We start from the raw sequence: 25,523 nt of genomic DNA on the forward strand, positions 1-25,523 counted from the left end.
CCTTTAACGCTTCGACTAACGCTTTATTATCCTTCGCTTGCGTAAAATCAGGATCTAGGGATAAGGCTTTTTCGTAGGCAGAAATCGCGTCGTCTAACTTACCAAGTCGTGCTAGCGCATTGCCTAAATTGTATTGGCCTTCTGCCGAGCTTGTTTGCTCGAGTGTTTTTACCGCAGCTTCGTAATCTCCGGCTTTATAAAGGGCTGCGCCTTTTAGTACCGGATTATCGGCAAGCGCGGCCTCATCAAACGCTTCATTTTGGTAGGCCTGTAGTGCGTTTTGGTCGCTATTTTTAAACCACTGTGTCCATTCATTTGCCAGCGCTTTTTGCTGCGGCAACATCGCAAAAACAACCAAAGCACTGAGCATAACTGCGTGATTTCGAACCAATAGCAGTGCGAGTGGAATAAGTACAATCAACAGATATATTCCCGCATCTACTCGCCACTTAGCACTTTCTTGGTCGCGTTTAAGCACCGATGTATTTGCACTCAAATTAGGCTTAAATGTCTCTATGTCGCTACTATCGGCTGTGTAGCTAGCAAACTTTCCACCCTTTACTCTAGCGAGTTTTTCAAGTCGAGTTGGGAATAACTTGGGCACGACTATCTGGCCATATTGGTCTTTTAAAAAGCCGCCTTCAGGTAATTTGATTGGTGCGCCTTGCACCGTACCTAAGGCATAGATACTTAACTTAAATGGGCTGTCAGAAAGAAGCTTTTGTACATCTTCTGCGTCTTCTTGTTCAAGTCCATCGGTTACCAAAATAATGTCACCATAGGTTGCACTTGCACCTGTTAACAAGCTAACGGCTTCTTCGATGCCTGCATATACGTTAGAGCCTTTTGAGGGCATGATCTCTGGACGAAGGCTCGGGATCAAATTCTCAAGAGTGGTGACATCCGTTGTGAGTGGCGACACGGTAAAAGCATCGCCTGCATAGGCAACTAAACCTGTTTCGCCTTCTTTAAATTGCTTTAGCATGTCTAAAGTTTTAAATCTCGCTTGTGTTAAGCGGTTTGGCGCGAGATCGGTTGAGTACATAGAATAAGACATATCCAGCACTAACACTCTAGGTGCCTGAGTTTTAAATACCGGTACTTCTTGTTTTTCAATACTTGGTCCTGCAACCGCAATAATGGCCAACAAAAAGAACACAATACCAAACCAAGAGTTACTTTGCTTTTGGTGTTTTTGACCATCGGCTCCCATCACCACCTTCATCAGGTGCGGTGCGATAAGTTGCGCTGATTTTTGATTGGACTTTTTAGACCATTGCAACGCACTGTATATCACCCAAGGAATAAGAAGCCAAAGCAGATGCGGGCGAATAAATTCAAATTCCATCATATTATTTACCCTCTTAATTTTGTTCTTAGTACAACACCGAGCTGAGCCACAAAAAGCAAGCCGAGTATCGCGAGGAGAGGAATATAAAACAGTGAAATCTTAGGACGGAACGTCTGTGTTTCATCACTAATCGGCTCTAGCTCATCGAGCATAGCGTAGATCTGTTGTAGGCCTTCCACGTCTTTTGCGCGAAAATATTGCCCACCAGTTTCTTTGGCGATATGTTGCAACGTTTTCTCGTCTATACTACTACCAGCCATAGAATTAAAACCAAATAAACCAAAACCGCGTCTACCATCTGAGCCAACACCAACGGTATAAATCTTTATGCCTTCTTCTCGGGCTAAGATCAGCGCTTCTTCTGGTTGAAGGTTGCCCGCGGTGTTTTGACCATCGGTCAGCAAAATCAAGATTTTGTTACTTTGTTCACGTTCACCAAAACGCTTTACCGACAAACCAATAGCATCGCCAATCGCTGTGGCGCGTCCAACTAAACCAATTTGTGCCTCACTAAGCATTTGGCTAACCGTCGCTAAATCTCGGGTGAGTGGCGTTTGCAAAAACGCGGTGTCACCAAAAAGAATAAGTCCCAGACGATCTCCTTGGCGTGCTTCGATAAAGTCGCTAACAACGGCTTTGACGACAGACAATCTGTCCACTAAGCGACCTTGGTATTCCATATCTTGTTCTGTCATTGAAGCCGACAAGTCAACGGCAAGCATAATATCGCGTCCCTCATTTGGCACAACGATTGGGTCGTCAAGCCAAGTTGGGTTTGCCGCTGCGGTTACCAGTAGTAGCCAGATGAGTGTTTCCACTAGGCTTACTTTTGCGCGCTTATTGAGTTGAGTTGTACTCGCGAGTTGTAACTTTGCAGCACTAGGCATTCGAATATTGATGTTGGTCTGCGCGATACTCGGTTTAAATTTCGCAATTAGCCAAGGCAGAGGTAACAATAAAAAGGCAAGGGGCCAACTAAACTCAAACATCGAGACGCTCCTTCACTTTGAAAGTATTAATCGCACGACATAATTTATCACTGAGTGCGGGGTCTTGAGTCGGAGCATATAACGAGTCGAGCTCTTGCTGAGTGAGTTCAACGCGTGTGAGCTTTGCTTGCAGCCTTAACCATTCTTGGCCCGATCTACTCGCAGCGGTATCACCGTAATAATGTTTTACTAAACGTTTGAGTATGGTGTGTAATGCTTGGGCATTATCCTGCGAATGGGTCAGTTTTACGGCTTCCTTTTTTGCCTTTAAAAATTGCTGGCGACGATACAATAGCCAGCACGTAGCCACAAATATTGCGAGTAGAACACAAATAGCTCCCCACATTGGATAAGAAAGTGGCCACCAGCTCACGCTTTGAGGGATGACCACATCATTAAGCTGGTCGAGTGGATTGACTTGCATTTAACCCCTCATGATTTGTAATTCGATTGGTAATGACGCGTCGTACTTTTGTAACGACATACCAGAGCGCTTAAGTAGCGCTAATCTTCGATTGAAAAAGTCGGATGCATTTTGCGAGAATTTGTCTCTAAATTGCTTGTCCATCAAGGGCAATGTCCAGTTTTGTTCGCCAGCTGAGACCTCAATCGCTTGACTGTATTCAGGCAGATGATGCTCAAAAGGATCGCTCACCATACAACCAATTACTTCGTTATGGCGGGTGGCACGCTCTAGTAATTTAAAGCTTTCATCATTCAACTCCGTAAAGTCCGAAATGAGATAAATCAGGCTGCCGGGTTTGGCCAGATGCACAAGTCGTTTTAAATTCTCATTGAAACGATCCCCCGAGGGGGGAGTCTCTTTTTGAATTAATGCTTGCTCGTGCAGGGCACAAAACTGGTGAGCAAGTGCAAGCACCCCACGGTCGCGAGCAATCGGCTTGAGCTCGTGGTGATTACTGTCATTAAATACCACACCACCAACACGGTCGCCGCGTTGGCATGCAGCCCAAGACACCAAAATGCCTAAGTGTGCCGCAAGCACCGACTTAAGTAACAGCTTTGAACCAAATAGCATGCTTGAGGAAAAGTCACAAAATACAAAAACGGGTCGCTCTTTCTCTTCTTGAAAGAGTTTCGTGTGTGCTTCACCGGTACGTGCGGTAACTCGCCAGTCAATCGCACGAATATCATCACCATATTGGTATTGTCTGACTTCAGCAAACTCCATACCTCGACCTTTGTGCGGTGCAAGGTATTGCCCTGATTGAGCACTTTTCACTTTTCCTCTCGGTTTGAGCGAAAGTAAATGCGCTTTGGACTTATAAAAAAGTAGCTCTTTCAGGCTGAGTTCGACACCATTACTATGGCTTTCATTAAACCAGCTGGCTGAATTAAACTGCTTGATGTCGTTCATAGTATTATGGAACAGCAACCAATTCTAAAATCTTACTGATCACCTGATCTTTGGTGATCCCATCCGCCTGTGCTTCATAACTTAGCACGATACGGTGGCGTAGCACGTTATGCACCACAGCTTGAATATCTTCTGGTGTGACAAAGTCTCTCCCCTGTAGCCACGCATGTGCACGAGAACATTTATCAAGCGCAATTGTAGCTCGAGGACTCGCGCCATAATCAATCCAGTTTGCAAGCGTTGTATCAAAGCGTTGTGGCTGTCTGGTCGCAATAATCAATTGCACAAGATATTGCTCTAGAGGCTCGGCAAGATGCATGCTTAGTACGGTTTTACGGGCCTCAAATAGGGTTGCTTGACTAATAGGTGTGAAGGTTGCTTGATACTCCTCCAACGCCTCGCCACGAGTGAGGCGCAAAATATCGACCTCGGTTTCTGCATCTGGATAATCTATATTCAGATGGAGTAAAAAGCGGTCAAGCTGCGCTTCAGGTAGCGGATATGTACCTTCTTGCTCAAGCGGGTTTTGCGTTGCCATTACCATAAATAGCTCAGGTAACGGATATGTTGTTTTGCCAACAGTTATTTGGCGCTCGGCCATTGCTTCTAGTAGCGCTGATTGCACTTTGGCTGGCGCTCGGTTGATTTCGTCAGCCAAAATCAAATGATGAAAAAGCGGGCCTTTCTCAAATACAAATTCATTGGTTTGTTGGCGATAGATATCTGTACCAGTTACATCAGAAGGCAATAAGTCAGGGGTAAATTGGACGCGTTGGAAGCTCCCTTCAATGCCTTTAGCCAGCGCATTTACTGCACGGGTCTTAGCCAGACCTGGAGGGCCTTCAACCAATAAATGACCATCTGCTAAAAGCGCGATAAGCAAGGATTCGGTCAGTGCACTTTGTCCTAGAATTTGGGTATCTAAATATTCTTTTAGTTGAGAAAACTCGTTTACTGCCATGAGACTGCCTTTTAAGCCGACAAAAATAAAAATAGTTATATGGACGCGGAATGAATAATCAAGTTGATTAGACCCATAATTTTAGAAAAGTTCATAAATTTTAAATAACAATTTCAAATACTTTGAGATTGCTTGAAAAAGCATCTAAAGTTGGTTTTCACGGTTTAAAAAGCAGCCATTTCATGCTTTGCTATTGGCAACTTCGATTTGGTTGTTTAGAATCGGAGGAAATTAACAGGTCAGACCTGTCAGCGGGAGAGCAAAATTCATGTCTGAACAAAACATACTAAAAACATCAAAAGGCGACCGAATCGCTATCGTGAGCGGCCTGCGTACGCCATTCGCAAAGCAAGCTACCGCTTTTCACCACGTCCCAGCCCTAGATTTAGGTAAAATCGTCGTCAACGAAATGCTTGAGCGTTTGAATTTCGATCGTAAAGAAATCGATCAACTGGTATTCGGCCAAGTTGTACAAATGCCGGAAGCACCAAACATTGCGCGTGAAATCGTGCTTGGCACTGGCATGCCTGTGTCCGTTGACGCTTACTCTGTATCACGTGCATGCGCAACCAGTTTCCAAGCGATTGCTAACGTTGCAGAGAGCATTATTTCAGGCCAAGTGAGTGTCGGTGTTGCTGGTGGTGCGGATTCTTCATCAGTGCTACCGATTGGCGTGAGCAAAAAGCTTGCAGGTAGCCTTGTTGACTTGAACAAAGCACGTACGCTTAAGCAGCGTTTACAGATTTTCTCAAAGCTAAGACTCAAAGACTTACTGCCAGTGCCACCGGCAGTTGCTGAGTATTCGACTGGCTTATCAATGGGGCAAACGGCTGAGCAAATGGCTAAGACCCACGGGATCAGCCGTGCAGATCAAGATGCGATGGCGCACCGCTCACATACCTTAGCTGCAAAAGCATGGTCGGAAGGCTTATTAAACAATGAAGTGATGGCTGCCCATGTTGAGCCATACAAAAGCTTTATTGATAAAGATAATAACATCCGTGAAAACTCCTCATTGGAAAGCTACGCCAAGTTAAAGCCTGTATTTGACAGACAGCACGGCTCAGTAACTGCAGCAAATGCAACGCCACTGACTGATGGTGCGGCGGCAGTATTAATGATGAGCGAAAGCAAAGCCAAAGCGCTTGGCTACGATATCTTAGGTTATGTGCGTAGTTTCGCCTTCTCTGCAATCGGCGTACATGAAGATATGTTGATGGGTCCTGCACATTCAACGCCTGTAGCACTTGACCGTGCGGGCATTACACTTGCTGATCTTGACCTGATAGAAATGCATGAAGCTTTCGCAGCGCAAGCGCTGTCCAATATGAAAATGTTTGGCTCAGACAAATTCGCGCAAGAAAAACTTGGTCGCAGTAAAGCAATTGGCGAAATCGACATGGATAAGTTTAACGTGCTTGGTGGTTCACTTGCTTATGGTCATCCATTTGCAGCAACAGGTGCACGCTTGATCACGCAAAGCCTACATGAGCTTAAGCGCCGTGGCGGTGGTCTTGCATTGACAACTGCCTGCGCTGCAGGTGGTCTTGGAGCAGCATTCGTATTGGAGAGCGCATAATGTCAGTATTTTCTTATGAATTAAACGACCATAAAGTCGCCATCGTTACAATCGACGTACCGGGCGAAAAAATGAACACCCTACGTGATACATTTGCTGATGAATTATTAGAGATCATCGCAAAGAGTAAACAAGATGACGTAACGGGAATGGTTTTTATCAGTGGTAAAGACGACAACTTTATCGCTGGTGCAGACATTAAAATGCTGGATAGCGCTAAAACCCGTGAAGATGCGTTAGCGATTTCGGAAATGTGCCATAAAACCTTCTTTAAATTGGCAGATTTACCATTCCCAACTGTTGCGGCGATCCACGGCGTAGCGCTTGGTGGTGGCTTAGAGTTTGCGCTGGCTTGTGATTATCGTGTTTGTACTGAAGACAGTAAAACCAAACTGGGTCTTCCTGAAGTACAGCTTGGTCTATTGCCAGGCGGTGGCGGTACACAGCGTCTACCAAAATTAGTTGGTATTCAAAAAGCACTTGAATGGATGCTAACTGGTAAGCAAGTTCGACCTAAGCAAGCGAAAAAAGCGGGCCTAGTTGATGATTCTGTGCCGCACAGTATTTTGCTCGACGTAGCGGTGAAGCTTGCCAGAAAAGGTAAGCCTAAGCCTCGCAAAGCGAATTTAGACAAAATTAGCCAGTTGCTAGAGTCTAACCCGTTCGGACGCAACATCATTTTCAAAAAAGCACAAGAAAATGTTGAAAAGAAAACGGGTGGTCACTATCCAGCGCCGATCGCTATCATCAAAGCGGTACGTGCGTCTGTAGAGTTGGACAAGCTTAAAGGTTATAAAACCGAAGCTGAGGGTTTTGCTGATTTAGTGATGTCGGAAGTTTCACGTTCGCTACGTGGGATTTTCTTTGCGACAACGGAAATGAAAAAGGATTTCCAAGGTGAAAATCTCGCTCCTGTGAAACGTGTTGCCGTGCTAGGGGGTGGCTTAATGGGTGCAGGTATTACCCATGTTAGTGCGGTTAAAGCAAGTACTCCGGTACGTATTAAAGATGTTGCGCATCAAGGCATTAGCAATGCATTAAATTACAGCTATAAGATCCTAACTCAACGTCAAAAGCGTCGTATTATTTCAAAGGCTGAGATGCAGTCTACTTTGAATATGATCACAGGGACAACAGATTACTCTGGTTTTAAACACACAGACATGGTGATTGAAGCCGTATTTGAAGACTTAGACCTTAAACAGTCGATGGTGGCGGATATTGAACGAGAATGTAGTGAGAGTACGATATTTGCAAGTAATACGTCATCATTACCAATCGGCCAAATCGCGGCAAAAGCGACGCGTCCTGAAAACGTAATTGGTTTGCATTATTTCTCACCAGTAGAAAAAATGCCACTGGTGGAGATCATTCCGCACGACACCACCAGTGATGAGGTTATTGCGCGCACGGTGGCTTTTGCCCGTAAGCAAGGCAAAACCCCAATCGTCGTAAAAGACAAAGCTGGTTTTTACGTAAACCGTATTCTGGCACCTTATGTCAACGAAGCGGCAAATCTTTTGCTTGCTGGTGAGCCGATAGAGAAAATCGATCAAGCCTTGGTTGAGTTTGGTTTCCCTGTTGGTCCTCTTGCGCTTCTTGATGAAGTAGGTGTAGATATTGGCTCTAAGATTGCGCCAATCCTAGAAAAAGAATTAGGCGCTCGCTTTAAGGCGCCGGATGCTTTTGCACGTATGATAGATAGCAAACGTCTAGGTCGTAAATCTGGTCGTGGCTTCTATACCTATGAAGGTAAAAAAGGCAAGCAAGTGGACGAGTCAGTTTATGAGTTACTCGGTGTCACGCCTTCTCCTAAGTTGAATAAACAAGAAATAGCGAATCGCTGCGTTGCACAGATGCTCAATGAGGCAGCGCGCTGTCTTGAGGAAGGTATTATTCGTAATGCAAGAGATGGTGATATCGGTGCTATTTTTGGTATTGGTTTCCCTCCATTCTTGGGCGGTCCGTTTAGTTATATGGACAAAAAAGGCGCCAATAAGGTGTGTTCAGAGCTATCAACATACGCTGCTGACAACCCTGTATTTACACCTGCGGAACCGCTACTCGTAATGGCCGAAGAAGGCAAAGCTTATTACGAGTAACGATGCCAATTTATCTTAATTGAAAATATCCTAGCTGTAAGCCGCTGTAATGCGGCTTTCTTCGTTCTCTGGTCTAGACTTAATCGCTGTAATGGTATGTAACTTTTGTACCATCCACATGGATTCTACAGCATCTAGACAGCCTCTAATTTCTTTTTTGTACTGCGGTCTAGGGTTTGCTGTAATTGGACAGCAGAGTATATGAATAGACGTATTTTTTTGCAGATTAGTGGCTTAGTTATTTTTACTATTTTGGCGAGTGGTGGCCTATTTTATTGGTCCACTTTGTTAAACCACTCCATTTCTTCATTTCATCAGTCATGGCAATCTGAGACTGAAGTTGCAATTAAACGTGCCGAGCTGCTAGCTGAGTTGGAGCGTAGCTTTGGTTATAACGGCTTTATTCATCACTTCAAAAATTATGTACTACGCCAGGATGAGAGTTATTACCAACAGGCTTTAGGCGATGTTGAAGCGACCAAAATGACAATCTTGAAGTTGCAAAGTACTGATCTAAGCAGTCAAGACACAAAGGCATTAGCCGCTATTCAAAACACCTTTGATGAATATACACAAATGCTTGCGCTTGCTAAGTCAAAATTAACATCGAGAAGGTTAAGCTCTGAGGCGGTGGACCGCTCAGTGAAAGTAAATGACACGGACGCAGAAGCTGCATTTAATTATTTGCGTGAATCAATTGGAGAGAAATTTGAGCTTGCAAAGCAAAACCAATCTTTAAAGCTTGCTCAAACTCAAAAGTTGAGTAATACCGGAGTATTGTTACTGCTACCGATCGTCTTGTTATTTGCTTGCTTAAACATTTTTACGCTTATTTTTGTGGTGAAACTGATCAACGAAAAACGAAAGCTGTTTAATTCTACACCTGATGCCATTTTATATTGTGATAAAGACGGTCGACTTAAAGAAGTCAATAAGGCCTGTATAGACTTGTTTGGATATCCACCTCAAGAGCTATTGGGGATGAAAATTGAAAACCTCATTCCTGAGCAGTATGTCAGTAAACACATCGCGAACAGAGAAAAGTTCCAAGGCACCTCTACAATGCGTAGAGTGACGCATGATGGCCTTAAAATTGTTGGACGGCACCAATCAGGTGCGGAGATCCCGCTGGACATCGCGTTATCCACTGTGTCCGTGTCTAAAAATGATGTTTTTATTGCGGTGATCCGAGATTTGCGTCAAGAGCAAGAGTTGAAGAACCGTGCTGAACTGGATTTTTTAACTCAGGTTATGAATCGCAGAAAGATTGAAGCGCTGTTGAAAGAAGAAGTGCAGCGGGCCATACGCTATCACCGAGCGCTATCGCTACTGGTAATCGACGTTGATCATTTTAAACAGTTAAATGACACTGCAGGACACCAATATGGTGATAATGCATTGAAAGAAGTCGGACAGTTTCTAAGAGAGCAAGCACGCCCAAGCGACCATATTGGACGATGGGGTGGAGATGAATTTATGATTATCTGCCCTGAAACTCGGCCAGATGCTGCGTTTAATTTTGCACAGCGACTGGTGCATGAATTTACCCGTTTCACCAGTTTTGGACTGACATTTAGTATTGGCGTCGCGGGATATGAGCTTATTGGTGAAAGCTTTAATCACAAACGATGTTTTGAAGAAGCTGATTTGGCCCTCTATGAGTCGAAAAAGGCGGGTCGAGATTGTGCTTCGTTTTATATTGCACCACGCAGTTCTCTTGACAAAAAGGCATAGTCTAAAACGAGATCTTTTACTTTAGCCGCTAAAAACTTTACAATTTGCGCCCAGTTTAGACTTGTGGCGGATGTTGATGCATAAAATAGAAGATCTCATTGCTGTTTTTAATGGGTTATTCCTACACAGGCTCAACACTGAGCTGGTAGTGGGTGACGACGAACCTATCTATCTACCTGCAAATAAATCACACCCACAACATCGCATTATTTTTGCTCATGGCTTTTATGCTAGTGCTTTGCATGAAGTCGCACACTGGCTTGTTGCGGGTGAAGCGCGTCGGCAGCTCGAAGATTACGGCTACTGGTATTGTCCCGATGGACGAGATAAAGCACAGCAGCTCGAATTTGAACAAGTTGAAGTGAAACCACAAGCGATTGAGTGGGCGTTAAGTGTCGCAGCTGGTTTTTCATTTAATGTTTCTGTTGATAACCTCAATGGTGAACAAACTTGCCGTTTCAGCTTTCAACAACGGGTGCATCAGCAAGTGCTAGCTTTATTAGAAAGTGGATTTAATACTAGAACGACTCAACTACTCAACGCATTAAGCAATTTTTATAATACACCTTGGCCTTTACGCCAGCAGCAATTTAACTGGGATATCCCGACAGAGCTAAGCATGGAGTTTGACGATGCAATTTAAGCTTGGACTTATCATCAATCCTTTAGCAGGGCTTGGTGGGAGTGTTGCACTAAAAGGTAGTGACGGCCTTGAAACAGCCCAACAAGCATTGGCGTTAGGTGCGGAGCCTCGCGCTAATCAGCGAGCAAAAACGGCTTTGACGCAACTGCTTCCACATCAACAAAATATCGAAATATACACTGTTAATGGTGAGATGGGGGAGCGTACGGCAAAAGAGCTGGGTTTTAACACCCAAGTGATTTACCAAACTCAAAGTACGGCAACTCGTCCTGAAGATACTGAGACTGCGGCACAAATGATGCAACAGCTCGGTGTTGATTTGATTTTGTTTGCCGGTGGCGATGGTACTGCCCGTAACATTTGCCACGCGGTGGGTGATTCATGTCCGGTACTTGGGATCCCTGCTGGGTGCAAAATTCATAGCGGCGTATACGCGATAACGCCAAAAGCAGCTGGTAGAGTCGTTGAACTTTTGGTTACCGGAGAGCTTGTCTCCATTGGCGAAGCCGATGTGATGGACATTGATGAAGCTGCATTTCGTGAAGGGACAGTGCGCGCTAAACGATTTGGTGAAATGCAAGTGCCGACCGAGCTGAGATATGTGCAAGCGGTGAAAAACGGTGGTAAAGAAAGCGATGAATTAGTGTTAGCCGATATCTCTGCCTATGTGGTTGCCGAAATGGAAGAAGACGAAACCTATATTATGGGGTCTGGTTCTACCGTTGCGGCAGTGATGGAAGAGATGGGGCTTGATAATACACTTCTAGGTGTCGATGTCGTAAGGGACCAAGCGCTGATCGCGCAAGATCAAACCGCGCAGCAATTGTTGTCGCTTGCTGATGAAAAAACAAAGCTAGTGATCACATTAATTGGTGGGCAAGGACATATTTTTGGCCGCGGTAATCAGCAGCTAAGTCCTAACCTCATCAAAAAAATCGGCAAAGATAATATTATCCTTATCGCCACAAAATCGAAATTAAAGGCCTTAAATGGTCGTCCTTTAATTGCTGATACCGGTGACGAACAACTTGATGAGTCCTTAGCTGGATTTATTAAAGTGATCACTGGGTTCAATGACCATGTAATGTACGCCATAGGCCATCAAGAATAATTTAGGAATAACTATGTCTTTAGTAGAATATGTAGAGAAAGCGCAGCAGTTTTTTGATGAGCTTGTTGATAGAGCGAGCGATGATGAGTTATTTGCTGGTGGCTATTTACGCGGTCACTTTGACTTAGCGGTAGGCTATGCACAAGTAGAGGAAGCAGATCTTTCGATTGATGAGCTAAATGCCAAAGTTGAAAGCAGCTTGGTAAAAGCATACCGAAATGGAGAGCTAAATGACGATGATAAAGCGCACGTGGTTTCTATTTGGGAGCAGGTGCAAAATCTAAAATAACCGCACCTCGCTCGAGTGTAGCAGATGCTAGAAGTCTAATTTGCGTCTGCTACTCAGCCTCGCTTGGCTTTACATCAAAAATCGCCAATAGATGAATAACAGTGCAAAGCCCACTAAATAAATCAGCCCCAGTCCCGTCAAAATCTTGGTGTACATTGGTTGACTGCGATAGATCTCACCTTTCACTAATCCTAAATTCATCCAAGCAAAGATAGGAGTAGTGACAAACGCTGAGCTCATGGCAAACATTAGCATGCTTTTTAAGTCGGCTTTAAAAAACAGCACTACGGCCATACCAAGTGTTGCTTGCAGTAGTAGAATAAGCGTGTAACTCTTTTTCGTGGTGTTAGGTCGTAACAGCTGAAGCGATTCACTAAGCACTCGGGAGTAGCCGTCTAACACCGTGATCGTTGTTCCAAACATACACAAAAATGCGACCCCAGCAATTAGCCATCTGGCCCATTCGCCGATTGTATTGGCATACATATCAATGAGCTGCTGTGAGAACGCAACACCAGCGAGTTCCACAGGCTTATCTTGACCGTATTGCATTAGCATACCGAGTAAACAAAACACGACCGCAAGACCCAGCGTAACAAAATATCCCACCTTGAAATCCAGTAGGATCTGGCCACTTGTTAGTGATTGTTTCGACATCTTCGCTTTTAGCCAAGAGGAATTAATGGCTGAAATCTCGATTGGTGCGGGCATCCAACCCATTAAGGCAACTAAAAAGCCCAGTAGCGCGATGTCGTAGGGGGATACTGGATCAATGGGGACTGGATGGGCCGGCCCATTATTAGCCGCAATGGCAAGTGCCATAACCGTGGAAATGGTCAAAATTATCATTACCCATTTGCTAGTCACATCAAGTATTTTGTAATGCCCAACCAGTAAGATTGCCAAGCAGCTAGCTAAAAGTATAAAGCTTAACAGTTCAATATTTATTGGAAATGGTAGCGAGTAGCTCAAGAGACTTGCGGTTAGTAATAGCACGCCTGCGGTATTTACAATGGCTGCGAAAATATTGAGTAGCACAAAAACCTTAAATCCGAAGCGGTAATGTGCGTGATAACCTTCGACGACACTATGCTTAGAGTGGCTTGTGTACTCGACTGCATATTTAAAAAAGGGATATTTGAGCAAATTAACGGCAACAATTAACCAGATCAATTGGCTACCAAATAGTGCCCCAGCCTGAGTTGACGAAACGAGATGTGAACCACCGATAGCAGCAGTTGCCATTAATATTCCAGGCCCAAAGATGGCAAATTTGCCTTTAAGAGATAACAGCGCTGGCAATGTAAATTCCTTAAGTCTTTGTTATTTTAATTTTGCTGCCAGTCTACGAAGTTTTAAGAATTGCCGCAACACTGTCGTTGAGTCGCATTTCACGGGCGGTGTTGAGTGTGAGATAACTAGTTGCTTACTCCATCCAGCTCTAAAAAGTATTCATCTAGGTCTTCTTTGATGTCCTGATAATCATCTTCATCTAAATTTAAAACCTTCAATACATCTGCTTTCATTAAATGCCAGTCAGGCGCTGCAACAAAACGTTTATTGATATGTACAAAATTTTCCGCCATTTTTAGAGCGGAGAAAGCTAATTTCTGCTCTTCGTCTTTACAGCTTACCAAAAATTCAGGGTCATGATGGCATAAAATCATCTGACAAATACTTTGTGGTAAGTTCCAAGAAGCTGCGAGGAAGTAGCCGATAATAGCATGATTGGTCTCGTACTTTTCTTCTTCGTGCTCGACTAACAGCTTGTCATAATCTTTGTTAGCGGCAATGAGCGTTTCCATATAATCGGGGTAATTTACCGCCATAGCGGCAATTCCTGCATCGTGAAATAGACCAAGTAAGTGCAAGTTTTCGATAGGGACACGTGATTTAAGTTTATTGCCAATCACCATGATGCTATCTGCGATGTCTGAAGCATTATCCCAAAACCGCTCCAAACTAATACAGCATTTACGTTGGTCAAAGGTTTGTTTGAGTAAAAAGCCGGTCACCAGCTTACTGATAGAGTCTAGACCTAGAAAGACAACAGCCTGTTTTACATCAGTGACCGTTCTTGCCAAGCCGTATAGGGGTGAGTTGATGATTTTTAGCACCGCGGCTGCGGTGCTAACATCATGAGCGATAATAGAAGCGATGTCATTCAGGTCTGGATCTGCTGTAGCAAGTGCTGCTTGCAATTCGCTTATCAGCGCGGGCTTAGGCGGTAAATTGAAACCATGTTTGACGTCAGCTAACACTTTGTCGTCTAGATCTATCATCTAAAAATCCTTAATTTCAGACATATAAGAAGCATAGCGTAAATTCTTTATTGAACACTGACTTGGGACAAAAAAATACCAAGTCGACTACTAATTCGGCAAAGTGTCTCGTCATTAGGCACGTTTTCTTGCTTAACATGTAAATATTAAGTTATGGTTAAGCAATTTTTTTCTTAGGGCAATGGTATGCACGAAACACAACAAGCGAACTCGCAAAACTCTGCGATCACCCGTTTTTTAAACGGGATAGAGCGGGTGGGGAATAAACTTCCTGATCCTGCAATCATTTTCTTATCAGCAATGTTGCTGATTTGGCTGCTTTCTTGGCTATTTTCAGGCGTAGAATTTAGCGCTATTGATCCAAGAACCAATCAGGGGATTGTCGTTCACAATTTATTAGACCCAAATGCACTTGCCGGATTTATGGCAACGATGGTAAAAACCTTCACGGGATTTGCGCCATTAGGCGTGGTGCTAGTTGCTATGCTAGGTGTGGGCGTTGCTGAACATTCTGGCTATATTAATACTGGCCTTAAAATCATGCTTAAACGCACGCCTCAGGCACTACTAACTCCTTCTATTATTCTTATCGCAATCGTGAGTCACACGGCGACAGATGCTGGATACGTGTTAGTTATTCCGCTTGCTGGTGTTATTTTCTATGCGATGGGAAGACATCCTCTTGCGGGTATTGCTGCGGCATTTGCTGGCGTAAGCGGCGGATTTAGCGCGAACTTTATTCCTTCAGGTATCGATCCGTTGCTACAAAGCTTTACCCAAAGTGCAGCGCAGATCATCGATCCAGAAATCGCGATTAACCCGTTAAATAACTGGTTTTTCACTTCAGCATCGAGTTTATTCATTATTTTATTAGGTTGGTATATCACCGATAAGATCATTGAACCAAGACTAAAAGCGACAGAAATTGACGGCGATACAGAGAGCTTGCCTTCGTTTGATGAGATCACAAGCAAAGAAAAGAAGGGCTTTGTGGTGGCGTCTATGGTGATGCTAGCAGGTATCGCGTTATTGGTTTATGCATCAAGCGGTGAAGATTCAGCACTACGCAGTCCGTCAGGCGCTTTAACTGACTTTAGCGCGCCGTTAATGCAATCAATTGTGCCACTTATCTTCCTACTGTTTTGGATCCCAGGTGCGGTATACGGTTTCGTTGTCGGTACGTTTAAAACCTCAAAAGACATGATTGATGCCATGACTAAGGCTATGAATAGCATGTCTTACTATATTGTTATGGCGTTTTTCTGTGCACTTTTCATCAGTGCATTCAGCCACTCAAACTTGGGTGCACTGCTTGCCATTGAAGGGGCTCAAGTATTAAAAGCATTGGCGCTGCCAAGCTATGTTACTGTGGTTGGTATTATCTTCCTCACCGCATTTGTAAACTTATTTGTAGGGTCAAGCTCTGCGAAGTGGGCATTGCTGGGGCCGATTTTTGTTCCAATGTTAATGCAATTGGGTATTTCACCCGATTTAACACAAGCGGCTTATCGTGTTGGTGACTCTGGCTCAAATATAATCACGCCGCTTATGCCTTACTTCCCGCTGGTTGTGGTTTACTGCCAGAAATACGTTAAGTCGACAGGAATAGGTACATTGATAGCGATGATGTTGCCTTACTCGATAGCCTTTTTGATTGGTTGGAGTATCTTCTTATTGATCTACTGGATGCTTGGTATTCCGCTAGGTCTACAAGCGAGTTATGCATATCCAGCTGGTATGTAATTTGAGGAATGTAACTTCAGGGGATCCTTAAAACAATGAACTCCTGATCCAAACCTTAGATTAAGTAATAAAAAGCGCTGTTCATTGAAATGACAGCGCTTTTTAGATTCTGTTATTTTTTACTGCGCCTTACGCGGCTTTATTGATACCCAGCCAAGAAAATGAGCGATGTAAAAACGCTCCTGCGCTCGTTTCAATGCATTCACCATGGGCAATAACAATATATTGAGGTTGCCAAGCAGCCATCTTTGAAAAACAGGCTCGGGCCTGCTGCTTCCCAAACATAAACGAAGTTCGCCAGTCTAGAGGCGTTTTGCCGTTAGGGCTAATAATCCCGGTGATTTTCGCTAATACTTTTTTAAAACCGGAGAAGTGGTTAGGGTGAAAGTTCTCGATAAGATCTGTCAAAATTAATGTACCACTCTCTTTATGGAAGAATACGACTTCTTCCATAACCGCGCTGCCTTTAAAAATGAGTTGATCAATATCTTCTTGCCATTCGGGTTCTGTCATGTTGCCCAGTTGGCGCTGAAAAGTAAGGTCAAGCCGTTTTTTGTCGACACCTGGAGAAGCAAACATAATCGCATGTGGGAACTTTTCCTGCCAATCTCCCATAAATAGGTGATGTAGTTTATTTGGAGAAATTAGGTAACTCACTTGCCCAAGTTGCGTCAATTTACTGAGTAATCCTTCCGTTAATTTTCCTGGAGAGTGGATCCATAATTCGCCAGAGGAAAGCTTTACTATAGTGCTTCGGGTAGTGTACGGCATGCCAAAGAATGATACTGCGGGGCCGTTGTGGATCCAAATGTTTTTCCCAATTGCAATTAATTCGCTCATCTGATTTCCTTACTCTTGTTAGCGAGGATGACTATATCAGGGAAGCTTTTTGTTTAAAATATGATCTCATGCAAGTTTTTGTGAAATTTATTTAACTCCCTGTATTAGCTTACCTTATCATTAACCTTGGGTGCGTTGTTCAGTCCCATATCTCGCCATAAAAAGCGCAACGCTTTGCTCTACAATAAAGTCCGTTTCCTCCGTATTTGTGAGATCAAATCCATAAAGCCGTGGGTAAAAGATAAAAGACTTGAGTTGATATAAGAACTGTTGTGCTGCGAATGCCTGATGTTCGATATACAGTGCATTGTTAGCGACAGCATCGGCTAAAAACGTTTCTAAATAACGCATACAACCTACTTTACTGTTATTGAAATGCGCAGCCAATGCAGGATCTTGCAACAACTCGATAAATGCCACGCGAGCCACTTTGATAAATGATTCAGAGGTGAGCAGATTGACTTCTCGTAAAGCGATTTCTTGAAGTTGTTTTGCAATCGAGACATCCGGTCGATATTGATAAATATCACCTTGGTCAACTTGAAGCATCATGTGTTCAAGTACGTTATACAGTAGTAGCTCTTTGGTCTCAAAGTGATTATAGATCGTTCGTTTAGACACTTCAGCGTGCTTTGCGATGAGATCCATACTGGTATTTTGAGCACCGTGCTGAGCAAATAATTGCTGGGCAGCTTCTAGAATTTGCAGTCGCTTTCTTTCTGATTGTTTCATTTTCTCTATTACAGGCAAGGGAATATCTACAAGTGGATACTCCGCATTTTAGCAAAACTAAAATAAATTACACTGCTTAGTTTACTTTCTATTTCTGAAATGTAAACTACACAGTGTAGTTTACATTTGGTGGTTATATGAAAAAGCGAACATGGTTTGGATTGATTGTGGTCTTGCTGATAGGAGTAGGAGGAATTATGGCTTCTAATTTAAATGCTGCGGTAAATCAAGGTGGGTATTCATCAACCCAATATAGTGATGGTAAATTTCATAATACTCATGAAACGAATAAAACGAGCCTAGGTAAGACGCTGGAAATTTTTTGGCGCTTTTTTACCGAACAAAAAGTCAATGCGGTGCCGAAGGTTGATATGCCAATAAAAGAGCTCACAGAGGCGAATTTAAAGGCACTTTCTGATACGCAAACTCACGTTATCAAACTCGGACATTCATCAGTACTCATTAAAGCGCAAGGGCAATATCTTCTGATTGACCCCGTTTTTGCTGAACGAGCATCGCCATTTTCATTTATTGGTCCAAAGCGTTTTCATCAACCACCGATTACTGTTGGATCATTGCCTCAAATTGATAAGGTGCTGATTTCACATAATCATTACGATCACCTAGACAAGGAAAGCGTAAAGCGATTAGTAGACAGAGTGGGGGCATTTTATGTACCTTTGGGTGTAGAAGGTGATTTGCAAAAGTGGGGAGTTCCCGCCGAGAAAATAAAGCAGTTTGACTGGTGGCAGTTTGAAGAAACCGCTGAGTTAACACTCACCTTTACACCTACTCAGCATTTTTCTGGACGTGGACTTGGAGATGCAAATAAAACTCTTTGGGGAGCGTGGGCTATTCGTACAGCAGACATAAATATGTTTTTTAGTGGAGACTCTGGTTATTTTGCTGGATTTAAGGAAATAGGTGAACGGCTTGGCCCGTTTGATCTAACGTTAGTAGAGACTGGTGCCTATGATGCAGATTGGTCTGATATTCACATGACGCCAGAGCAAAGCGTACAGGCTCATATAGATTTGCGAGGAACGCATATGATCCCCATTCATAATGGTACCTTCGACTTGGCTTTTCACTCTTGGTTTGATCCGCTAGTAAGAGTGAAAATCGCAGCAGAGCAAAATCAAGTGGCACTGGTAACACCTGTTGTGGGTGAAGTATTGACGCTTTCAGAAACGCTATCAAGTAGCAGCTGGTGGGAAGCATTGATCCCCTAATATCCGTATTATAGTAATTGAATAAGGGCTAACGCATGAGGCGGAAACCCTTATTCAGCATTCTCGTGTTAAGCAATCAACAGCCTTAATGAGAAAGCCATAAGCAAAACAGCAAGTGCTTTTTCAACCAGGTTCATCTTGTTCAAGAACCAAGCGCGGGAAGATGGGGCTGAGAATAATAAGCTGACACAGATAAACCACAAGGCGTTGACGCTGCACATCCAAGCGCCGTAAAAAAGCTGAATATGTAAAGGAGTTCCTTGGCTGACGACATTGGTCACTACGGCTAAGAAAAACAGGGTTGCTTTTGGGTTGGTGGCATTAGTTAAAAAACCAAGACTAAAGGCTTTTTTGAGCGACTGTGAGCTTACATCAGCCTGGGCATTTTCTGCATCCAGTTGAATCGTTCCTGCACTTTTGAGCAATTGAATAGCGATGTAGATAAGATACGCAGCGCCGATTAATTTAGCTACTTGTAAAACCCAAGGTGAAGCCTGCATCAGTGCGCCGACACCAAGTAGGGTATATAAGATATGAACACTAAGCCCAGTGCCAATCCCCAAGGCTGTCATTGCGCCATGTAGTCTGCCGTATTTTAAGCTCTGTCTGACTGTAATAACAAAGTCGGGGCCCGGCAAGATCACTGCAACAAAATGAATGATGGCTAATGACAAAAACTCTGGCCAATACTGCACCATAATAAGCTCCCAATATAATATCGAATAATTGAGAACATTGTATTTTCATTCTCCTAGGAAGATAATAATCTAAAAATGGAAATAACTTTTGCGTAAAGCGCACAAATGGGGGAGCTATGACAACCAGTAAACATATTGAACTACTGCAAGAAATGTCAATTTTTGTTTCGGTAGTGAATACTGGAAGCTTCTCCAAAAGTGCTCGACAATTAGGTGTCTCGCCGTCATCAGTGAGTCGTGCCATAAAACTACTTGAACAGCAATTGGGGGTGTGTTTACTTCAACGTACCACACGTAGCTTAAGGTTGAGCGAAACAGGAAGGGCTGTGTATGAGCGCTGTACTCAATTGGAACAAGCCGCCAAAGACGTCATCTCGCTTTGTGAAAGCTATCATCAAACGGCACAAGGAACAGTAAAAATCGCAGCGCCAAAAGCGGTCGCACATTCGCTAATTCACCCAAATGTGATGGCGTTTCTAGGCGAGTTTCCAAATATTGATGTTCATTTGGTGCTAGATGACAACGCGTTGGATTTGATCCGTGATGAAATAGACATTCTATTTAAAATTACCAACGAGCCTCCACAAGGCTTAATCGGTAGAAGCGTAATGATAATAGAACATATAGTGGCGGCATCACCAAAATATCTTGCAACCCACTCAATTCCTACTCACCCTAAAGAACTAGTACAACACAGCTGTATTGCCTTGGGGGAAACGGATGCCGATGCTAAGTGGCGATTCAGAAAAGGCACACAAAAACTCACAACTCCAGTTAACGGGCGCTATAAAGCAAATCATACTCGAGTGAGGTTAGATGCTGCGCTGCAAGGGCTTGGGATCACAAGCTTACCTATGTTTGTAGCTAAAGATGCGTTAGCGTCAGGGGAGTTGATACAGGTTTTACCTGAATGGCAATTTGAGACTCACTATTCAGGCGAGCTGTGGATGCTATATCCAGCAACTCGCCATATTCCTGCAAAGGTGAGTATTTTTGCTGACTTTATTGTACAGCGACTCACAAAAACTTGTTGATTTTTGCAGTGTTGAGAGTTTAATTAGTTCTAATTATTAGAGCGAAAAGCGATAACTTAATGTGGCGCTCGCTTGATATTGACTCATTACCTCATTGTCGAAGTGCCAGCTACAGGTATTTTGGGTTTCTGGGTCGATATCGCAAGTGACTTTAGAGTTGTTGTTGAGGATAGTTGCAATCCATCGTGCTTCAGCACCGAGATGAAAACCTGCGCCAAGGTTGTATTCAAAACCCGTGTATAACCCTGATGCAAAGAAAGTATCAGAGTCGATAAAATTAGGGTCAACAAAGGTCGCACCAAGCTGTAAGCCTAGATAAACATCTAAGTTGTCTGTGAGAGGGCGTACCACCGCACTTTGAAATAATAGATATTCCATTTCCACTTTATTTAGTGGATAAGCGGTAAGCTGGGTCTCTGTTTTTCCGTAATAGAAGCCATAACGGCCTTCAGGTACATATTTATCGACACTTATTCCAAAGTGCGAATCGTCTTCTAATTCATACTTTTGGTGGCGAGAAGTCTTGATATCACTGCTGTAAGTTTTGCCACCATATATTGAGACCCCAAAGTCTCCATAGTCTGCGGCACTGACGCTGCTTGAAACAACTAATGCCAAAATAGTAGCAATTGAAGATAATTTCATAACGTTCATATCCTTGAGTCGGAATAATTTTTTAGATTTGAGGCTAAGTATATCAATGATGAAAGAAAATAATAACGAGGTTGGTCTATTTACTTGCATTTCTTTGGTTAGATTTTTATTATTACTTCGTTTATTTGATTTGGAAAAGTACCTTGCAAGTATTCTTACGTTTACTTATCACATTGTTCGTGGTGGCTACACTTAGTAGTCAGAACGCGGCTGCTTCTATGGCAGCATGTGAAATGCATGGTGTTACCAGTCATGAAACAAGTCATCAAATGCTTCAAAGTGACATGCAATCGTCTGATCCTCATCATCATGAAATGATGGTTGGGATGGATTGCTGTGACCCTCAGAACACAGTACAATGCAGCGATTGTACTTGTCCCACACATATGTGTTCCACAAATTTTGCAGCGTTTTCGCCAAGAGAGTGGATAGTGCCTATTGTACTGAAAAACGATAAATTAAGTTTCACAACTGGTCAGCTTAGCGACTACCCTCGCTCTCTTTATAAACCCCCAATACTTGCCTAACCTCAGGGCAGATCTGCCTTAATTTCAAAGTTTTGTACGAGTAATCGTCTTTTTTGGCGTAATTTTCAACGATTTTATTGATACCAGTTGCAGTAATTCAGTTGGTATTACATGCGAGGTTAGCATGAAAAAGTTTTATTTAGTGGTGACGCTATGGCTTATGAGCGCCATGGCATATGGTAAATCTAATATAGAATTGGAAGTCTTTAAGTCCCCAACCTGCGGCTGTTGTGAACTGTGGTTAAACCATTTAACTGCACAAGGTATCGCGCACAAAGCCACCGATTTAAATTATCTTGGCTCACTTAAGCGTAAGTTTGGTATTAAGCAAAATTATCAATCTTGCCACACTGGGGTTTCTAAAAGTGGCTTTATTTTTGAAGGGCATGTTCCTGCCAAGTTTATTAAACTGTTTTTGCAAAACGAAACGTTAACTCAAGACATACAAAACATCGGCTTGAGTGTGCCTGCGATGCCACTTGGCTCGCCCGGTATGGAAGTTGGCGAGCGTTTTATGCCTTATCAAGTATTGCTACTCAAAAAAGATGGGAGCCATGAGGTTTTTGCTGAAATCGACAGCTACGAGGAGCAATTCTGATGACAATCAAAGTTTCCCTGTTTATCGCAACCTTGATACTGCCACAGATAGCACTGGCCAATATTGCAACGTTAGAGCAAGCAATAGATGCAGCCATCAGTAACGATCCTTGGCTGAAATCTAGCCAATACAAGCGAGCGGCGATGCAGTCGATGAGCCGTGAAGCACTAAGCTATCCTGATCCTCAGGTGTCCATAGGCATGATGAACCTGCCTGTTGATAGTTGGGAGTTTAATCAAGAGGGGATGACCCAGCTTAAAGTTGGTGTGATGCAGATGTTGCCGCGAGGAGATAGCCTCGAAATTAAGAGCCAACAATTGGCACTTGACGCTAAAAAGCAACCGATTTTACAAGCAGATAGAAAAGCGCAAGTGCGCCGTGACGTTTCTCAGGTGTGGCTTGATATTGTACAAGCCAAAAAGACGTTAGAGCTGATTGAACGCGATAGTGTGTTGTTTGACCAAATGGTAGAAATTGCCAATGCTAGCTACTCCAATGCGCTGGGTGCAACACGCCAGCAAGATGTGATCCGTGCTCAGCTTGAGGTGATGCAATTAGATGACAAGCGCTCCGCGGCTTATCAGCAGCTTAATACTGCTAAGGCAAAGCTTTCGCAATGGCTGTTAAATGATGCATTCACTAATTCAAATGCACTGAGTGTCCTTGACCAAAACGAAGTGACACTTCCGTTGATCCGCTCAATTGCGCCAAAATTGATGCAGCAACGCCCAGTTGATAGCCAAGCTGTAGTACAACATTTGACTCATCACCCGTTGGTTGTTGCAGCCGACGTTGATACATACCGTGCCAATCAAGGGGTAAAGTTAGCTGAGCAGGCATATAAACCACAGTTTTCAGTCAATGCGAGTTACGCGTATCGGGATGATGCACCAGATCAGATGTCTCGCACCGACTTTTTTAGCGTTGGTGTGTCATTCGACGTTCCGTTATTCACAGATGGAAAACAAGATCAGCAAACAGCGGCAGCGACTGCACAAGTTGAGGCGAGTAAAACCGACCGGTTGCTGGTGCTAAAGCAGCTGTTTTCAAACGTAAATGGAGAAATTCAAACTATCCAACGATTGCAAGAGAGGCAATCGCTATACGCAAAATCAATTGTGGCACAAAGCGCTGAACAGGCCGAAGCTGCATTGACTGCTTATACCAATGATGATGGCGACTTTTCCGAGGTAGTGAGGGCGCGTATCGCGAAACTGAATGCGCAGTTATCAGCACTTTCCATTGATATTGCATTGTTAAAAGCGGTGGTACGCAGTAACTACTATTTGGCTCAAATTGAAGAGGATGCAAGCCATGAATAACAACTTAAAAATGACGCTGGTTGCCGTCACGACATTAACGGCAGGGGGGGNGATAAATCTCTCTTCAAGTAACGAGTCTGCGGTAGCGCAAAACGCTGAGAAAGCGCCACTTTATTGGGTTGCACCTATGGATCCGAACTATCGTCGTGATAAGCCAGGTAAGTCTCCGATGGGAATGGATCTTGTGCCTGTGTACGAAGAAGAGTCTGCGAATGCAAAATTTGGTGAGGGGGTTGTGGAGATAGCGCCTCACGTTGAAAACAACTTGGGCGTTCGCACTGCGTTGGCCATGCGTCAAGCGATGTCTCACCAAATCCGGACTGTTGGGTATGTTCAGTACAACGAAGATAGCTTAGTTCATATTCACCCCCGAGTTGAGGGTTGGGTTGAAAAGCTCTACGTGAAAGCAGCAGGAGATCCGGTGAAGCAAGGCGAACCTCTGTACACCTTGTATTCGCCGCAATTGGTCAATGCGCAAGAAGAATACCTTATTGCTAGAAAGCGTAATAATCAGGCGCTGATAAACGCAGCGCATGAAAGGCTCAAAGCATTGCACCTGAGTGATGACTTTATCAATACGCTTAAAAAAACGGGTGAAGTGCATCAAAGCATTACCTTTTATGCGCGTCAATCTGGGGTGTTGGATGGACTCCAGATCCGAGAAGGGTTTTACGTAAAACCAGGCACAACGCTCATGAGTATCGCCAAACTTGACGAAATTTGGGTCGAAGCTGATGTATTTGAACGTGATGCTATGTTGGTCGCTCAGGGGCAAGCGGTTTCCATGAGGTTAGACTTTTTACCCGGCAGAACGTGGCGAGGGCAAGTCGATTACGTCTACCCCTCACTCAATGAAAAAACACGGACACTTAGAGTAAGGCTCAGGTTTGACAACAGTGATGCGCTATTAAAGCCAAATATGTTTGCGCAAGTGAACATTCATGCCGATTCTCGTGACGATGTATTGCAAGTGCCGAGTGAGTCTGTGATCCGCACCGCCAAACAAAATCGCGTTGTCGTTGAAGTTGCGCCCGGTAGCTTTAAATCGGTTGCCGTTGAACTGGGTCAAATTGGTGATGAAAACATTGAAATCCTCAATGGCCTTAACGAAGGAGACAAGATTGTTACGTCAGCCCAATTCCTGATTGATTCTCAATCGAGTATTACCTCTGACTTTATGCGTATGGCGCCAGTTGCAGAGGCTAAGTCAGTTTGGATTGAAGGAGAAGTTCAAAGCGTGAACTACCAAAGTCGAGTGGTGAATATTGATCATCAACCCGTACCTGAGTGGGAATGGCCTGAAATGGTGATGGACTTTACCGTGGCTGACAGTGTCGATGTTGACGAATTAAACGCTGGACAGATTTTGCATTTTGAAGCCACGAAACAGGATGACGGTAGCGTATTACTGACTGGCATTCACATTATGTCCGAAGGAAGTACGACCGAAAATACTTTACCAACAGCAACAGTGGGCGGCGTGATAAACACCATCACCCCTGACACCCGAGTGCTTAATATTTCTCGCGACGCCATTGAAAAATGGGACCGTCCCGCAACAACGATGGACTTTGTTGCAGCTGAGCACATTGATCTAAGCCAGCTTATGACAGAAATGACGGTGACTTTCACCTTTGAAGTGGGTGACGAATTTGTGGTGACTGATATCAAACCTGCAGGTGAGATGTCGATGAATATGCACTCTGGCCACTAAGGAGCATTTA

The 25,523-nt window shown here is 43.7% G+C and carries 23 protein-coding genes; 12 read left to right on the forward strand and 11 right to left on the reverse strand.

Annotation, left to right across the window (positions count from 1 at the left end):
- The 5 genes from CKO50_RS03260 to CKO50_RS03280 all read right to left on the reverse strand — a co-directional run.
- On the reverse strand, positions 1-1,351 hold a 1,351-nt coding region (locus CKO50_RS03260; RefSeq protein ID WP_368665258.1), incomplete at its 3' end, for a VWA domain-containing protein.
- A gap of 5 nt (positions 1,352-1,356) precedes the next feature.
- Entirely contained in the window at positions 1,357-2,340 is a 984-nt protein-coding gene (locus CKO50_RS03265; protein WP_095726988.1) for a VWA domain-containing protein, read from the reverse strand.
- The gene (locus tag CKO50_RS03270) at positions 2,333-2,764 is read right to left on the reverse strand and encodes a DUF4381 domain-containing protein (protein ID WP_095726989.1); all 432 of its coding nucleotides are present in this window, start codon (positions 2,762-2,764) and stop codon (positions 2,333-2,335) included. The genes CKO50_RS03265 and CKO50_RS03270 overlap by 8 nt, the downstream gene beginning before the upstream one ends.
- Positions 2,765-3,718, reverse strand: a complete 954-nt coding sequence (locus CKO50_RS03275) for a DUF58 domain-containing protein (protein WP_095726990.1) — start codon at positions 3,716-3,718, stop codon at positions 2,765-2,767. It lies immediately after the preceding gene.
- A 4-nt stretch (positions 3,719-3,722) separates the two neighbouring features.
- Entirely contained in the window at positions 3,723-4,679 is a 957-nt protein-coding gene (locus CKO50_RS03280) for a MoxR family ATPase (RefSeq protein ID WP_095726991.1), read from the reverse strand.
- Between the two features lie 268 nt (positions 4,680-4,947).
- Here CKO50_RS03280 and fadI point away from each other — a divergent pair, with 268 nt between their 5' ends.
- From fadI to CKO50_RS03310, 6 genes are all read left to right on the forward strand, one after another.
- Positions 4,948-6,258, forward strand: a complete 1,311-nt coding sequence (gene fadI, locus CKO50_RS03285; RefSeq protein WP_010605222.1) for an acetyl-CoA C-acyltransferase FadI — start codon at positions 4,948-4,950, stop codon at positions 6,256-6,258.
- Positions 6,258-8,360 (forward strand): fatty acid oxidation complex subunit alpha FadJ, encoded by a 2,103-nt coding sequence (gene fadJ, locus CKO50_RS03290; RefSeq protein WP_095726992.1) that lies wholly within the window; start codon positions 6,258-6,260, stop codon positions 8,358-8,360. The genes fadI and fadJ overlap by 1 nt, the downstream gene beginning before the upstream one ends.
- A 201-nt stretch (positions 8,361-8,561) precedes the next feature.
- Complete coding sequence (locus CKO50_RS03295; RefSeq protein WP_095726993.1) at positions 8,562-10,094, forward strand: sensor domain-containing diguanylate cyclase; 1,533 nt, start codon at positions 8,562-8,564, stop codon at positions 10,092-10,094.
- Positions 10,095-10,170: 76 nt separating this feature from the next.
- Entirely contained in the window at positions 10,171-10,737 is a 567-nt protein-coding gene (locus CKO50_RS03300; protein ID WP_095726994.1) for an elongation factor P hydroxylase, read from the forward strand.
- Positions 10,727-11,848 (forward strand): ATP-NAD kinase family protein, encoded by a 1,122-nt coding sequence (locus CKO50_RS03305; protein WP_095726995.1) that lies wholly within the window; start codon positions 10,727-10,729, stop codon positions 11,846-11,848. The genes CKO50_RS03300 and CKO50_RS03305 overlap by 11 nt, the downstream gene beginning before the upstream one ends.
- A gap of 13 nt (positions 11,849-11,861) precedes the next feature.
- Complete coding sequence (locus CKO50_RS03310) at positions 11,862-12,137, forward strand: YfcL family protein (protein WP_010377735.1); 276 nt, start codon at positions 11,862-11,864, stop codon at positions 12,135-12,137.
- A gap of 69 nt (positions 12,138-12,206) precedes the next feature.
- On the opposite strand, the gene CKO50_RS03315 is transcribed toward CKO50_RS03310, so the two are convergent.
- Positions 12,207-13,439: an NRAMP family divalent metal transporter gene (locus tag CKO50_RS03315; RefSeq protein WP_095726996.1), complete on the reverse strand. Its 1,233-nt coding sequence runs from the start codon at positions 13,437-13,439 to the stop codon at positions 12,207-12,209.
- 116 nt (positions 13,440-13,555) lie between these two features.
- Positions 13,556-14,419, reverse strand: a complete 864-nt coding sequence (locus CKO50_RS03320; protein ID WP_095726997.1) for an HDOD domain-containing protein — start codon at positions 14,417-14,419, stop codon at positions 13,556-13,558.
- A gap of 186 nt (positions 14,420-14,605) precedes the next feature.
- Here CKO50_RS03320 and CKO50_RS03325 point away from each other — a divergent pair, with 186 nt between their 5' ends.
- Complete coding sequence (locus CKO50_RS03325; protein WP_095726998.1) at positions 14,606-16,162, forward strand: AbgT family transporter; 1,557 nt, start codon at positions 14,606-14,608, stop codon at positions 16,160-16,162.
- 129 nt (positions 16,163-16,291) lie between these two features.
- Here the strand turns inward: CKO50_RS03325 and CKO50_RS03330 are convergent, their stop codons facing one another.
- Positions 16,292-17,002, reverse strand: a complete 711-nt coding sequence (locus tag CKO50_RS03330) for a DUF4336 domain-containing protein (protein WP_095726999.1) — start codon at positions 17,000-17,002, stop codon at positions 16,292-16,294.
- A gap of 120 nt (positions 17,003-17,122) precedes the next feature.
- Positions 17,123-17,734, reverse strand: a complete 612-nt coding sequence (locus CKO50_RS03335) for a TetR/AcrR family transcriptional regulator (RefSeq protein ID WP_095727000.1) — start codon at positions 17,732-17,734, stop codon at positions 17,123-17,125.
- Between the two features lie 197 nt (positions 17,735-17,931).
- Here CKO50_RS03335 and CKO50_RS03340 point away from each other — a divergent pair, with 197 nt between their 5' ends.
- Positions 17,932-18,966, forward strand: a complete 1,035-nt coding sequence (locus CKO50_RS03340) for an MBL fold metallo-hydrolase (protein WP_095727001.1) — start codon at positions 17,932-17,934, stop codon at positions 18,964-18,966.
- Between the two features lie 68 nt (positions 18,967-19,034).
- Here the strand turns inward: CKO50_RS03340 and CKO50_RS03345 are convergent, their stop codons facing one another.
- Positions 19,035-19,640 carry a LysE family translocator gene (locus tag CKO50_RS03345; RefSeq protein WP_255229344.1) on the reverse strand — a complete coding sequence of 202 codons (606 nt, stop codon included), beginning with the start codon at positions 19,638-19,640 and terminating at the stop codon, positions 19,035-19,037.
- A 140-nt stretch (positions 19,641-19,780) separates the two neighbouring features.
- Here CKO50_RS03345 and CKO50_RS03350 point away from each other — a divergent pair, with 140 nt between their 5' ends.
- On the forward strand, positions 19,781-20,698 hold the full coding sequence (locus CKO50_RS03350) for a LysR family transcriptional regulator (RefSeq protein WP_095727003.1): 918 nt from the start codon (positions 19,781-19,783) through the stop codon (positions 20,696-20,698).
- 36 nt (positions 20,699-20,734) lie between these two features.
- Here the strand turns inward: CKO50_RS03350 and CKO50_RS03355 are convergent, their stop codons facing one another.
- Positions 20,735-21,343 carry an outer membrane beta-barrel protein gene (locus CKO50_RS03355; protein ID WP_095727004.1) on the reverse strand — a complete coding sequence of 203 codons (609 nt, stop codon included), beginning with the start codon at positions 21,341-21,343 and terminating at the stop codon, positions 20,735-20,737.
- A gap of 660 nt (positions 21,344-22,003) precedes the next feature.
- Between CKO50_RS03355 and CKO50_RS03365 the strand changes: the two genes are divergently transcribed.
- Genes CKO50_RS03365 through CKO50_RS03375 form a run of 3 tightly spaced genes read left to right on the forward strand, consistent with a single transcriptional unit; the run spans position 22,004 to position 25,513 of the window.
- Positions 22,004-22,477, forward strand: a complete 474-nt coding sequence (locus CKO50_RS03365; RefSeq protein WP_095727006.1) for a DUF411 domain-containing protein — start codon at positions 22,004-22,006, stop codon at positions 22,475-22,477.
- Complete coding sequence (locus CKO50_RS03370) at positions 22,477-23,799, forward strand: TolC family protein (protein WP_095727007.1); 1,323 nt, start codon at positions 22,477-22,479, stop codon at positions 23,797-23,799. Before CKO50_RS03365 ends, CKO50_RS03370 begins: the two co-directional genes overlap by 1 nt.
- Positions 23,792-25,513, forward strand: a complete 1,722-nt coding sequence (locus CKO50_RS03375; protein ID WP_095727008.1) for an efflux RND transporter periplasmic adaptor subunit — start codon at positions 23,792-23,794, stop codon at positions 25,511-25,513. Before CKO50_RS03370 ends, CKO50_RS03375 begins: the two co-directional genes overlap by 8 nt.
- The last annotated feature ends 10 nt before the right edge of the window (positions 25,514-25,523 follow it).

Origin of the sequence: Pseudoalteromonas sp. HM-SA03 (assembly GCF_002289345.1) — a bacterium.
Taxonomy (GTDB): Bacteria; Pseudomonadota; Gammaproteobacteria; order Enterobacterales; family Alteromonadaceae; genus Pseudoalteromonas.

Coding starts and splice junctions, on each gene's coding strand:
- CKO50_RS03265 (WP_095726988.1), bottom strand. CDS start 2,340: ATGTTTGAGTTTAGTTGGCCCCTTGCCTTTTTATTGTTACCTCTGCCT.
- CKO50_RS03270 (WP_095726989.1), bottom strand. CDS start 2,764: ATGCAAGTCAATCCACTCGACCAGCTTAATGATGTGGTCATCCCTCAA.
- CKO50_RS03275 (WP_095726990.1), bottom strand. CDS start 3,718: ATGAACGACATCAAGCAGTTTAATTCAGCCAGCTGGTTTAATGAAAGC.
- CKO50_RS03280 (WP_095726991.1), bottom strand. CDS start 4,679: ATGGCAGTAAACGAGTTTTCTCAACTAAAAGAATATTTAGATACCCAA.
- fadI (WP_010605222.1), top strand. CDS start 4,948: ATGTCTGAACAAAACATACTAAAAACATCAAAAGGCGACCGAATCGCT.
- fadJ (WP_095726992.1), top strand. CDS start 6,258: ATGTCAGTATTTTCTTATGAATTAAACGACCATAAAGTCGCCATCGTT.
- CKO50_RS03295 (WP_095726993.1), top strand. CDS start 8,562: ATGAATAGACGTATTTTTTTGCAGATTAGTGGCTTAGTTATTTTTACT.
- CKO50_RS03300 (WP_095726994.1), top strand. CDS start 10,171: ATGCATAAAATAGAAGATCTCATTGCTGTTTTTAATGGGTTATTCCTA.
- CKO50_RS03305 (WP_095726995.1), top strand. CDS start 10,727: ATGCAATTTAAGCTTGGACTTATCATCAATCCTTTAGCAGGGCTTGGT.
- CKO50_RS03310 (WP_010377735.1), top strand. CDS start 11,862: ATGTCTTTAGTAGAATATGTAGAGAAAGCGCAGCAGTTTTTTGATGAG.
- CKO50_RS03320 (WP_095726997.1), bottom strand. CDS start 14,419: ATGATAGATCTAGACGACAAAGTGTTAGCTGACGTCAAACATGGTTTC.
- CKO50_RS03325 (WP_095726998.1), top strand. CDS start 14,606: ATGCACGAAACACAACAAGCGAACTCGCAAAACTCTGCGATCACCCGT.
- CKO50_RS03330 (WP_095726999.1), bottom strand. CDS start 17,002: ATGAGCGAATTAATTGCAATTGGGAAAAACATTTGGATCCACAACGGC.
- CKO50_RS03335 (WP_095727000.1), bottom strand. CDS start 17,734: ATGAAACAATCAGAAAGAAAGCGACTGCAAATTCTAGAAGCTGCCCAG.
- CKO50_RS03340 (WP_095727001.1), top strand. CDS start 17,932: ATGGCTTCTAATTTAAATGCTGCGGTAAATCAAGGTGGGTATTCATCA.
- CKO50_RS03350 (WP_095727003.1), top strand. CDS start 19,781: ATGACAACCAGTAAACATATTGAACTACTGCAAGAAATGTCAATTTTT.
- CKO50_RS03355 (WP_095727004.1), bottom strand. CDS start 21,343: ATGAAATTATCTTCAATTGCTACTATTTTGGCATTAGTTGTTTCAAGC.
- CKO50_RS03365 (WP_095727006.1), top strand. CDS start 22,004: ATGAAAAAGTTTTATTTAGTGGTGACGCTATGGCTTATGAGCGCCATG.
- CKO50_RS03370 (WP_095727007.1), top strand. CDS start 22,477: ATGACAATCAAAGTTTCCCTGTTTATCGCAACCTTGATACTGCCACAG.